A 12,678-nucleotide genomic window follows, 5' to 3' on the forward strand; every position below is an offset into this window, starting at 1 on the left:
TGGCGGTGGGACAGTCAACATCGCTATCGCAGGCAAGCCAGCTCCCACAGGGATTGTGTCGGCCTCATGTGCCGACACCCCTCGGATCAGTTGCTCTTGACGGCGTAATCCGGCTTCTTGTCATTGCCCGGAATGTACGGGCTCCACGGCTGTGCACGAATCGGCTCCTGGGTCTGCCACACGACCGAGAACTGACCATCCGCCTGGATTTCACCAATCATTACCGGCTTGTGCAGGTGGTGGTTGGTCTTGTCCATGGTCAGGGTAAAGCCCGACGGCGCGGCAAATGTCTGCCCGGCCAGCGCTTCACGCACTTTGTCGACGTCGGTGGACTTGGCTTTCTCCGCCGCCTGCGCCCACATGTGGATGCCCACGTAGGTGGCTTCCATCGGGTCGTTGGTCACGGCTTTGTCAGCGCCCGGCAGGTTGTGTTTCTTGGCGTAGGCTTTCCAGTCGGCGACGAATTTCTTGTTTACTGGGTTCTCCACCGACTGGAAGTAGTTCCAGGCGGCGAGGTTGCCCACCAGCGGCTTGGTGTCGATGCCGCGCAGTTCTTCTTCACCCACGGAGAACGCCACCACCGGCACGTCGGTGGCCTTCAGGCCCTGGTTGGCCAGCTCTTTGTAAAACGGCACGTTGGAGTCGCCGTTCACGGTGGAGATCACAGCAGTCTTGCCGCCAGCGGAGAATTTTTTGATGTTGGCCACGATGGTCTGGTAATCGGCATGGCCGAACGGGGTGTAGACCTCTTCGATGTCTTTATCCGCCACGCCTTTGGAATGCAGGAACGAACGCAGGATCTTATTGGTGGTGCGCGGGTACACGTAGTCAGTACCCAACAGGAAGAAGCGTTTGGCTGCGCCGCCTTCTTCGCTCATCAGGTATTCCACCGCCGGGATCGCCTGCTGGTTCGGAGCTGCACCGGTATAGAACACGTTCGGCGACATCTCTTCGCCTTCGTATTGCACCGGGTAGAACAGCAGGCCGTTGAGTTCTTCGAACACCGGCAACACGGATTTGCGCGACACCGAGGTCCAGCAGCCGAACACCACGGCGACCTTGTCCTGGGTCAGCAACTGCCGGCCCTTCTCGGCGAACAATGGCCAGTTCGAGGCCGGGTCGACGACCACAGGCTCCAGCATCTTGCCGTTCACGCCGCCCTTGGCGTTGATCTCGTCGATGGTCATCAGCGCCATGTCCTTGAGGGACGTTTCGGAGATGGCCATGGTGCCGGACAGCGAATGCAGGATGCCGACCTTGATGGTCTCGGCGGCCTGGATCGTCCAGGTCATGCCCATGGCGGCAATGGATGCCGAGAGAGTGAAAGCCTTGATCAAGCTGCGACGCTTCATGGTGCAATCTCCGTGACCGATTTTTTTTGGATGGCTGATAACGAGGAGATAGCAAAGGCTGTGCCGAAGTTGTCAAAGCCTGGCAGGTGAGGGGCAGAGAGGGGCGGGAAGGGCCATGGTGCGCACCATTGTGGCGCTTGTTGAACGCTCGTGTGCACGGCGATGGGCTGTTGTGGTGCCTGCTGACGTTGTGTGGCGCACGCCAGCAGCCCACGAACAACCGGACTACTTATCTACCGATTTAACGTCGTGTCCGTGCCGAGAATGAAGCGCCAGGACATTGTGTCCTGGCATCATCTCAAGGAGTGGTCATGGCTATCAGATTGTCACGCGAAGAGCGGGCAGCCAGTTCGAACCGTGGGGCTGAAAAGTTGCCCACGCTAAGCCCGGCGTTTATCAAGGAAACCGATGCGGCCTACTGGGCGCATATGCACATCGGCGAACGCCGTGATGTGGAGTACGGCGGGGTGATTCTGCGCGATTCAGCCGGCCTGTATTTCGCCAGTTACCCGTTCCAGGGTGGCACCCTGCAGTTTGATCTGCGCGATATATTGGCGCTGGGAGACGATGGTCTCTTTCTACAGCCGTCGGGCTATACCTGTGTGGCCAATTACCACTCCCATCCTGCTCAACATGCGCATATCAGCAGTCGAAACCCCAGTTTCGATGAGCGCATGACCAAGGCATTTCTTGGGTTTTTCTCCGGTACGGACTTTTACTCGGATGTGTATGAGCGCAATTTTTTTCCCTCTGCTTATTTGTCAGGGCCGGACGGTTCGCTGATTCGTCACACCCCCAGCGGTTCGCCGGCGGAATTCAGTTTTGCGTTGTGGGTGCAGGCCGGTAAACCAGCCAACAACCCTGTCGGGGTTTATGGTCCTTTTGACGAGTTCATCAAGAAGGTTTCCAGCTTCGGTTCGCTGAGCTTTATCGTGTCAACCGAGTGGTGGGGCGGCTCCGTCGGGCGCGTACCGGCGGATTGGGTGGTGTTCGAACCCTTTACCTCCTCCGAGGTAACCGAGCAACCGTTGTGTTCAAGCGTCTTTGATCAGGCGAAGCTGGCGGTGATGGCCGCGCTGCCTTCGCCGGCGCCAGAGGGGCAGGTCGGTTTTGTGCTCAAGCACCTCACCCAGGAACGCTACGTGGCAACGCTGGCATCCCCCAGGCGCGCACCTTTGTTTGCGCTGGATGCGGTGTTTCCAAAAGGGTCTGACGGCACGTCGCAATTGCCTGCCGACTATCGCCTGGAGGCCATTTACTTCAGCGCCTGGAATGTCAAAGAGGAGGTGTCGGCCCTGGAGGGCTGGCTCGCCAGTGCGTTTTTCTCCCCGGCCCAGGTGGTCGCGGCGATTCAACAGGGGCAAAGCACTGAGGCCTTGCACGCTCCGAGCCGTGGGCTGGACCTGTACATGCGCGCCTTGGACAACACGCTGCTTCAACTCAACGTACCTTCGGCGGCCTTGTCCACCGAACTGTTCAAGCGCGCCAGTGACGGAACGATCAATGATAACGGCGCCCAGGCGGAACTGGCTGCAGGCACCTTGAGCCCGCGCAACTTTGTGCGCCGGGTGATCGACGCCACGCCGCTTTGGGTGGTGCAGTCCGGCGGGCTGTGGCATGAAGTGGGCAGGGTGGACAATCGCTCGGCGTTGTTGAGCCCACTTTACTCGGCCGCACTGAGTCACTCGTTTTTCTCCGCCCGTGATGCGGCGGTGTATGCCCATGAGCAAGTCGGTCAACAGCGCAGTTTTTACTATGGCGGGTATGTGCTAAGGGGCGCAGATGGTCGCTTTGTGATCACCCAACCGCTGGAAAGTGTCGTGCATCCTTTTGCGTCCACGCTGTTTTTTCCGGTGAACGAACCAGGCCCGCTGATTCCGCCAGAGCCTTATGAGCTGTATGCCCGTTACGGCTCCCACACGGCGCTGTCGATGGTCGACCCCGATTGGGTTAAACAGCGGGGCTGGTCACGGGACGAAGCCTTGATCAACTTGCAGGTGTTTTCCACCGAAGAGATGTACTCGATCATTCAGGATCGACGGGTGGCGTACTTGTCCGGGGCTGAGGATTGTCTGTTGGAGTACACGCCGAATCAGTCGCCTGAGGAAGCGTTGCTGCTGGCCAATATCGCCCCTGGTGCCGGGGAGAACAGCCTGGGGCGGCGCCTCGATCGCGGCGAGATCCGGCCGGGCGATTGGGTGCGGCGCCTGGCCGTGGCGGGGGAGTTCAAGATCGTTCAGGGCAATGCATTGTGGGGGCCACGCTCGGTGGTCTACAGCGATTGGTCGCCCAATTTTACCTACGCCCCACGATCCGGTCCGCCTGATTACATAACCTATGGCGGTATCTTTACCAGCGCCGATGAGGCGGCTCGAGACGTGCAATCGCGAGTGCAGGGGCGTCGGTTGCCGGAAGAGGCGTGCTTTGCCTTTGTGCTCAAGCATGAAAGCCGGCCACAGTTCATCACTACCGAAGTGGTTGGCGCGCGCACCGTAGAAGGCTTGTTCAAACTGAACCGTCTGTTTCCCCGTGTACACCGGCGGGACCTCTACCAACTGCCCGAGGGGTTTAGGCTGCATTCCTTATTCCGCTCGCAGCAATGGTCGCCTCACTGGCTGTCGGGCGCCTCTGGCTGGTTAACACAGCATTTCGTCATGCCCGACGTATTGTTGGCGGCGCTCACTCGCGCCCTGGAGGATGAAAATGCACGCATGGCGATTTACTTTTCCACGCTTGACGGCGCGCTGTTACGGTACAGACCCTCGCCTGTAAACCTGGAAAAGGGTGGCGAGGCCGACCGGTTACTGGGGGAGGCAAAAACCCAACTGGCTTCCGGTGCGAAGACACCGCAGGCGTTTATCCAGGACTGGGCGGCCAGGGGCGACCTGCAAGTGGTGCGTGTCAGCCTTTACTGGGACAAGGTCGGGCTGGTCGGTACTGAGTGGAACGGCTATGAACACATTGCGCCGCGCCGTTTGACCCCGTGTTTCGCGTTTGCCGATGATGCCGTGCGCTGCGCGCAGACATTGGTCGGTAATGGGCACAAACGCACGTATGGCGGGGTCGTCCTGCAGTTGGTCAATGGGCTGTTTGTAGCGACAGAGCCCCTGCTGATTCCTCCTCAGGGCGCGACACTGAGTTGGGTCTACCCCGATGCTACGATTGCTACCGGGCTTTACCCAGGTGGCAGTACCCTCGTTGCCAACTACCGATCGTTGCCGGAGCGAGAGGTGCCCATACTGCTGTCGCCGACGCAAAAAGCCGTTTACCAAAGCATGATTCCCACTGAGGTACTGGCTCATCTACTGCGCCAGACCACTAAGATCAAACGTCAATACGTGTTCGGCCCCACCGGTTCGATACTCAGCTATCAGTTGTCAGACACTATTGATGAAGCGCAGCTCAAAAAAAGCCTGAATCTCAATGGCCGCTTCACCGGCGACTTCGTTGACAATTTCGCCGAACAGAAAATGCGTACCCAAGCCCTGCTGCCTCAGGACTTCGTCGAGAGCGTGGTCCGCGCCGGCGAATTGCGCGTGGTGCAGGGCGATACCTTGTGGGGTAGCCCCAGGCTATTAAGATCCAGGTTTGCACTGAATCAATATCAGGCCAAGCCATGGGAGGTTATCTCGGCGGTTGCTGACGCGCCGTGCGGTCCGACTTTTACCCGTGCTTTGGATGCCGTGCGGCATATTCAGCGCCATTGGCAGCCACAGGCGCGTGTTGCCATCGGTTATGTACTCAAGGCCTTCGGGCGGGAGTTTTACATGGCCACCCAGCCCCTGCTCAGAGATAGTCATGAGAATTTGAGGGCGATTTTCCTTGATGGAAAAGTACCCCAGGGTTATTCCATCGTCGGCGTGTATTTGTGTGCGTCGACCGAAACGATCGCTACGGCTGACGATGCAATGGCCCAGCGTTTTTTCGCACCGGCGAGGATTGCCCAAGCGCTGCAGTTCATGACCACGCCTCGTAACGGGAACACGTTGCCGTTGTACCTGCTATGTGCTGACGGCGCACTGCTCTGGTATAGCGTGCCCAAGACGGCGTCAGTGTCGGAACGCCTGAGCAAGGTGAGTCAGGACGCTACGCAACTGCGAGATGGCACGCTGACGGTGCGTGACTATGTCGTCAAGTTGGCTGAACTCGGTGAGTTGCAAGTCAGGCTCACCAGTGAAATATGGGGGCGCAAGGAGCGCGTCACTGCGCAGTGGCAGCCCAAGCGGGTGGCCCACACGTTTACCAGCGATCCCTATTTCCATTCGTTCTGCGGGCCACTGTTCTTCTTTGCCGACGACGCCGCGCGTTATGCCCAGCAGTTGATCGCACCGTTTCAGGCCAAGACGTATCTGGGGGCCCTGCTGGTGCCCCCGCGCCTATCGGGGTTTGTTGCGATTGACCCGGTGGAGGACCGGCCCGGGCTTGGCAACAGTTCGCTTGAGTGGTTCTTCTGGCCTGGGCATGCCGGGTTCGACGTACCGGCGGGTCACGACCTGCATGACTACAAAATTGCTGCGGTGCATGCGTTCTTCAAGTCAATCCCGTACACCAGCAGTCTCAAACCACTGGACATCAGTCTGCTGCCCAATTTTGTCTCCAGTCAGGACCTGAACAGTTACCTGTCTGTGCACATCAGCAATCTTCCCGACGCCCAATGCATCTATCTCTCTTGCCGGGGGGGTGGCCTGCTCAAGTACGTACCCGCAGTGTCGAGCGCGGAGTCGACACTGCTTAGCGCTCGGCCTGCGCCTGCGCCCAGTGCATTGGTCAGTCATTTGTGCCGTTTGGGCAGCTTGTCGGTATTGATCACTGACTCGTTCTGGAAAAGGCGAGGGGTGCTGGGGGTCGAATGGGCAACGGTCGGTGGGGAGGCCGGCGAGCCCTGGTATGGGCGTGCAAAAGACGAACTCTAATCTCAGCGCCTGCGCATCAACCCGATAAAAAACAACCCGCCAATCGCCGCCGTGGCCACGCCGATGGGCAGGTCTTCGGGGGCGATCAGCGTGCGCGCAGCCACATCGACCCAGACCAGGAACAGGCTGCCGAGCAGCCCGCACACCGGCAGTAACCGCCGATGCTCGGCGCCCACCAGGCGCCGGGCAATGTGCGGGATCATCAGGCCGACAAAACCGATGGAGCCACTGATGGAGACCAGCACGCCGGTCATCAGCGAGGCCACCAGAAATACCTTCAGCCGCACGTTGCGCGCATTCAGGCCCAGGGTTACGGCGGTCTGTTCGCCGGCCATCAGTGCATTCAATGGGCGGGCCATGCCCACCAGTACCAACAGGCCCATCAGCACTGTGGCGGCGGGAATCAACAGCAGTTCCCAACGCGCCAGGCCCAAGCCGCCGAGCATCCAGAACATCACCGCTGAGGCAGCCCGATGATCACCCATGAACAGCAGCAGATTGGCCGCCGCCATCATTACGAACGACACCGCCACGCCGCACAGCAGCAGGCGATCACTCTCCAGCCGACCGTTGCGACTGGCTACCGCCAGCACCACCAGCATGCTCGCCAATGCCCCGATGAAGGCGGCGATAGGCAAGGTCAGCACACCGACGATTTCACCCACATGCAGCACCACGATGACTGCGCCCAGCGTGGCGCCGGAGGTCACGCCGAGCAAGTGCGGGTCGGCCAGCGGGTTGCGCGTGACCGCCTGCAGCACCGCGCCGATCAGCGCCAACCCCGCACCGACCAACGCACCCAGCAGCATGCGTGGCACTCGGATCAACCAAACGATATGTTCCTGCCCCGCTGGCCAATTCACCTCACCGATGCCAAAGGCCTTGTACACCATGATCCGCCAAACAACTTCCACCGGCACTCGCGCCGGGCCGAAGCCCAGCGAAATGACACAAGAGACCAGCAGCACCGCAGCCAGGACGATGAGCAGCAAGGCATAGCGACGGCTGATCATTCGCCGTGGAACCCCTTGGCCAGCGTCTCGACGGCCAGCACGTTATCGATGCCCGGCGTGGCTTGCACATAAGGGATCACGATAAACCGTTGGTTCTTGATCGCGTCCACCGCTTGCAGCGCCGGATTATTCATCAGGAACGCCTGCTTCTGCTCGGCGGTGATCTCGCTGTAGTCGACGATCACGATCACCTGCGGGTTGCGCTCCACCACGGTTTCCCAGTTGACGCGGGTCCAGCTGGCATCGACGTCATCGAGAATATTGCGCCCACCGGCCGCCTCGATCAGCGCCTGGGGCATGCCGAGGCGGCCGGAGGTCATGGCGCGGTCTTCGCCGCTGTCATAGAGGAACACGCGGGGCTTGTCGGCGGGCAGGTCTTTGCGCACCTCGTCGACCTGTGCCTGCATCTGTGCGATCAGCGTGTTGGCGCGGTCCTGCACATCGAAAATCTTGCCCAGGTTGCGCAGGTCGTTATAGGTGTCTTCCAGCGTCGCGGCCGGGCGTTTCATCACGAAGGCACAGGATTCGGTCAGCTCGTACACGTTGATGCCCAAGGGTTGCAGGGTGCTCGGCGTGAGGTCGCCGCCCACGCGCATGCCGTAATCCCAGCCGGCGAAGAAGAAATCCACATTGGCGTTGAGTAGGGTTTCCACCGACGGGTATTTGCTCGCCAGCTCCGGCAGGCCGTCGAGGATCTCGGCCATTTCCGGGGTGACTGACTTCCAGCCGGTCACGCCGCTGTAGCCGGCCATGCGCGGCTTGAGGCCCAGGGCGAGCATCATCTGGGTCATGTTGATGTCGTGGCTGACCGCGTGTTTTGGCGCTTCCTGGAAGGTCACGTCGCGGTTGCAGCTCTTGATGGTGACCGGGTAATGGGTCGCTTCGGCGAACGCGTGGGCAGAACCGAACAGCAACGCGAAAGACAGCAGAGAGCGCAGGATCATGGTTGGGTTATCCAGGTGATTCGGGGGTAGCCGGACAAGGGATGGGTGTCGATCAGTGCTTCCACGGCAAACACCTCGCGCAGCAACTCGGCGGTCAGTACATCATGGGGCGTACCGCTGGCGACGATGCGCCCGTGGTTGATCACGTACAGACGATCACAGAAGGCGGCGGCCAGGTTCAGGTCGTGGATGCTGGCCAGAGTGCCGATGTTGAGGCGCTTGACCAGCCTCAGCAGTTCAAGCTGATAGCGTGGGTCGAGGTGGTTGGTGGGCTCATCGAGGATCAACAGTTGCGGTTGCTGGGCCAGGGCGCGGGCCAGGATCACACGCTGTTTTTCGCCGCCGGAGAGGGTGGCGAAGGCGTGGTCTTCGAAGCCTTGCATGCCGACGGACGCCAACGCATTTTGCACCAGTTGCCGGTCATGCAAGGTGTCTCCATCGAACACGCCCTTGTGGGGCGTTCGCCCCATGGCGACGACTTCATCGACCCGCAGCCCAAAGGCGTCGGGAAACTCCTGTAGCACCACCGCGATGCGCTGCGCACACCATTTTGAACTCTGCTTCCACAGGTTCTGATGTTCCAGCCGCACATCACCCTGTTCCGGTTTGCTGAACCGGTAGGCGCAGCGCAACAGGCTGGTCTTGCCGCTGCCATTGGGCCCGATCAGCCCGACGAACTCCCCCGCACCGACCTGCAGGCTCGCATCACGCAGCTGGAACCGGTGATGGCAGTGGCCGTGGTCCGACGGCGTCCAGGCCAGATCGGTGAGGGTGAGTGAAGTCATCAGAAGCTGTAGTCCGCGGTCACGAAGAATGAGCGCGGCTCGCCGAGGATCCACTGTTGCCCGTCGTTGTACTGGCTGACGGCATAGGTGCGGTCGAACAGGTTGTTCAGTTGCAGGCCCAGGGTGGTGTTGCGCATGGCTTGCCACGACACGCTGGCGTCGACCACGGTGTAGCTCGGCAGCTCGTTCTGGTTGGCCATGTCGGCATAACGGGCATCGACATAACGCACACCGGCACCGGCGCGGATGTCGTCGGTCACGGCCTTGCTCAGCCACAGGTTGGCGGTACGGCGTGGCACGTCAATCGGGCGGTTGCCGTCGCGGGAGACCTGCACGCCGTTGACGTCCTGGCTGAAGTCGTCGTACTGCGCATGCACGATGGCGGCGTTGGCTTGCAGGGCCCAGGCGTGCGGCAGTTGCAGGTCGAGGCTGGCTTCCAGGCCCCGGGAGGATTGCTGGCCGACTTGTTGCTGATGGTCCGGGTCGCCCGGAATGTCGGTGAGCAGTTTCTTTTTGACGATGTGATAAGCCGCCAAGGTCCATTCGCCGCGTTGGTCCCAGAAGGCTTGCTTGATACCGATCTCCGTCTGCTTGGCGGTGGACAGGTCAAACTGCTGCTGGCTCGGGCTCAGGGAAATCAGGCCGCCGACGCCGTCGGTGCTGGTGGAATACTGACCGTAAACCGAGGTGTCGGGTGTGATCGCGTAGACCAGCCCGGCTTTCCAGTTATTGCCGGTGAGGGTCTTGTCGGACTGGCTGCCATCGCGCAGGCCCTCACGTTCGACGTGGGCGTAGTCGCGGCGAATGCCGGTGATCAGCGACAGTTGGTCGGTGAGTTGCAGGCGGTTTTCGGCGAAGCCGGCGACGGTTTTGGTGGTGGTGGAGAACAGCGGGGCGAACGCGTTTTGGCTGCTGAACGGCGCAGGCGCCGGGTGATTGATATCGATCGGCTGGCCGCTGGGCAGTACATCGTTGAACGGCGAGTTACTGGCCAGGCGGAAGCGAATCCGGTTGTACTCCACGCCAGTCACGGTCTGGCTGTCGAGGCCGAACAGCGTGTGCTTGAACGTGAAGGTCTGGCGGTCGCCCACCTGCTCCTGATTGTGCTTGATACCAAAGTTGCCACTGCGTGTGAGCTGGCCGTTGGTGAAGTTGTAGTTCTCGGCGTTCTGCCAGCGGCGCTGGTTTTTCAGGTAGAACAGCTCGTTGGTGGCGCTGACGCTGTCGTTGATCTGCCACTCGCTGGTCAGGCGCGTCCATTGGTCGTTGTAGTGCTGGGTGTCGTTGCTGACGTTGTAGTTCTTGTCGCGCAGGCCCTTGTGCAATTGGCCGTTGATCAACGGCGTGCCGAAGTCGTTCTGCGGGCGCTGGTCGCCGTAGTCGCTGGCCAGGGTGAAGCTCAGGTTATCCGCTGCCTGCCAGAGCAGGGCGCCGCTGACGAAGTCGCTGCTGGAGTCGCCACGGTCGATGAAGCCGTTGCTGCGCAGGCGATTGAGGTTCAGGCGATAGCTCAGGGTGTCGGTCAGCGAACCGCCGCTGTCCAGGGCTTGCTGCTGGCGATCATAAGAGCCGTAGCCCAGGCGGATATGGTTTTCGATCTCGCCTGCAAACGGCTTTTTCGGCACGGTGTTGATCACTGCACCGGTGGCGCCTTCGCCATACAGCACCGAGGCTGGGCCGCGTAAAACGTCCACCCGCTCTACCGACCAGGTGTCCACCGGGAAGGTCGAGGTGCCCATGCCCATGTACATGCGGTTGCCGTCGTACAGCTGCATCACCGAACCCTGCCCGGTAAAACCGCGGGCCGACAACGAGGTGCCGCCATCGCCCGGCGTGCCGGTACGGCTGATGCCAGTGGCGCGGGAGATTGCGTCTTGCACACTGGCATCGCCGCGTTCGCGGATCTGTGCGCCGGTCTGGCTTTCGACGCTGCCAGGGGTTTGCAGCGACGTGAGGTTCAAGCGCGATCCGGCGGTGGTCGGGGTCTTGAGGTCGACGCGTTCGTCATCCACAGCGGGCACGGTGACGGGGCTGGCGGGCAGGGTCAGGGCTTGGGCACTGTTATGTAGAGCGAGCAGGCACAGCCCGGACGCAAGGTACTTGTTCATCGGTCGATCAGTCTTCTAGGAGGAGTACTCGCCGCAGGGCGCGGCGAGCAACGATAACGCAGAAAGTGTTATAAGTTAACACTTATTCGCTGCGCGGCCAAAGTCCGCGCAAGGCTACAGAAAGGCTCTGTGCCGGGCATCTCGCCTGTTTCATGCAGAACCTGAGGCGGATTCACGTTGTGCAAAAAAGCGTGACAGCACCAGGCGGTCCAATGCCCACACCAGGATCAACGAGGCACCCACCAGCGGAAAAATGATCGCCAGGGCGAGCATGATCACCATCGCGGTTTTCCATTTCGGCAGGTCATGGCGCAGTGGCGGAACGCCCAGGCCGCCTTGAGGGCGACGCTTCCACCAGATCACCACGCCGCTGACGGCGCTGAGCAAAATCATCAGGCAGATCAGCAGCACGATCAGTTGGTTGACCCAGCCGAACATCTTGCCTTCGTGCAGCATCACGCCTGTCTCGGTGGCCCGTGCAACGAGGTTGTAGTGCTCCCAACGCACATCGGCCAGCACCTTGCCGGTGTATTGGTCCACGTGCAGGGTGGCGTCATTGCGGGGGTCGTTGGCGAACACCGCGACGGTGAATACACCTTCGGCGGTGGTGGGGAAGGTGATGCTGTAGCCGGGCTCGACGTGGCGTGCGTTGGCCAGGTCGACCACCTGCTGCAAGCGCAAGGTGGGCGCCGCCGGACCTGAGTGCATGGCGCCGTGGTTCATGTGTTCGGCGTGGTCGCCGGACATCGGCATCGGCGTGTTTTCCATGGCCCAGGGCACGGTCTGTTGACTGGCCGTATTGAGCACGCGCGCCTGCTGGTCCGACTGCGGCACGTTGTTCCACATTGCCGCCGGAAAGGTGTTCCACAGGTCAGCGTATTGCTTGCCCCAGAAACCGGTCCAGGTCATGCCGCTGAGCAGCATCACCAGTAGGAGTGATGCGCCCCAGAAACCGGTGACCGCATGCAGATCGCGCCAAAGCACCCGGCCACGACTGTTGAAACGCGGCCACAGCACACCCGCCGAGGACTTGCCACGCGGCCACCACAGGTACAGGCCCGATACCACCAGCATCACGCCCCAACCGGCGGCGAGTTCCACCAGGCGGTCACCGACGGTGCCGATCATCAGCTCGCCGTGCAGGGCGCGGGCGATGGCTTGCAGGTTGTATTTCGAGTCCTGCTCGCCGAGGACCGTGCCGCGATAGGGATCGACGAACACGGTCACTTCGCGGCCTCCGTTGTGCATCACGAATTGTGCGCTGCTGGTGGCGTCGGCGGGGGGTAGGTATTTGCTGATCGCGGCGCTGGGGTAGGCGGTTTTGGCCCGTTGCAGTTGCTCGTCAGCGCTCAGGGCGTGCTCGGCGGTCTGGACCTTGAGCAGGTCGCCGTACATCAGCGGGTCGAGTTGGGGTTTGAACAGGTAGATGATGCCGGTCAGCGCCAGCAACACCATAAAAGGGGCGACGAAGAGGCCGGCGTAGAAGTGCCAGCGCCAGGCCAGGTTGTAGAAGGAAATCTTTTGAGTGCTCATCGGGGGCTCCGCAAGGCATTAATTTTTTAT

7 protein-coding genes are annotated in these 12,678 nt (G+C 60.9%); 1 reads left to right on the top strand and 6 read right to left on the bottom strand.

Annotated features, from left to right (window positions below; translation table 11 throughout):
* Window positions 1–86: 86 nt before the first annotated feature.
* Window positions 87–1,352, bottom strand: a complete 1,266-nt coding sequence (urtA, locus tag ACP7BX_RS20750; protein ID WP_095014510.1) for an urea ABC transporter substrate-binding protein — start codon at window positions 1,350–1,352, stop codon at window positions 87–89.
* A 311-nt stretch (window positions 1,353–1,663) separates the two neighbouring features.
* On the opposite strand from urtA, the gene ACP7BX_RS20755 reads away from it, so the two are divergent.
* Entirely contained in the window at window positions 1,664–6,265 is a 4,602-nt protein-coding gene (locus ACP7BX_RS20755) for a DUF4329 domain-containing protein (protein WP_426129172.1), read from the top strand.
* 2 nt (window positions 6,266–6,267) lie between these two features.
* Here the strand turns inward: ACP7BX_RS20755 and ACP7BX_RS20760 are convergent, their stop codons facing one another.
* From ACP7BX_RS20760 to ACP7BX_RS20780, 5 genes are all read right to left on the bottom strand, one after another.
* Window positions 6,268–7,278 carry a FecCD family ABC transporter permease gene (locus tag ACP7BX_RS20760; protein ID WP_426129170.1) on the bottom strand — a complete coding sequence of 337 codons (1,011 nt, stop codon included), beginning with the start codon at window positions 7,276–7,278 and terminating at the stop codon, window positions 6,268–6,270.
* A complete protein-coding gene (locus ACP7BX_RS20765) occupies window positions 7,275–8,222 on the bottom strand; it encodes an ABC transporter substrate-binding protein (protein WP_426129168.1) in 948 nt (315 codons plus the stop codon). The genes ACP7BX_RS20760 and ACP7BX_RS20765 overlap by 4 nt, the downstream gene beginning before the upstream one ends.
* Entirely contained in the window at window positions 8,219–9,007 is a 789-nt protein-coding gene (locus tag ACP7BX_RS20770) for an ABC transporter ATP-binding protein (protein WP_426129166.1), read from the bottom strand. Before ACP7BX_RS20770 ends, ACP7BX_RS20765 begins: the two co-directional genes overlap by 4 nt.
* Window positions 9,007–11,115 carry a TonB-dependent receptor gene (locus tag ACP7BX_RS20775; RefSeq protein ID WP_426129164.1) on the bottom strand — a complete coding sequence of 703 codons (2,109 nt, stop codon included), beginning with the start codon at window positions 11,113–11,115 and terminating at the stop codon, window positions 9,007–9,009. The genes ACP7BX_RS20770 and ACP7BX_RS20775 overlap by 1 nt, the downstream gene beginning before the upstream one ends.
* Before the next feature lie 150 nt (window positions 11,116–11,265).
* Entirely contained in the window at window positions 11,266–12,648 is a 1,383-nt protein-coding gene (locus ACP7BX_RS20780; protein WP_426129162.1) for a PepSY-associated TM helix domain-containing protein, read from the bottom strand.
* Window positions 12,649–12,678: the final 30 nt, after the last annotated feature.

Source organism: Pseudomonas sp. DWP3-1-3b3 (assembly GCF_049896305.1).
GTDB lineage: Bacteria > Pseudomonadota > Gammaproteobacteria > Pseudomonadales > Pseudomonadaceae > Aquipseudomonas > Aquipseudomonas azotoformans_A.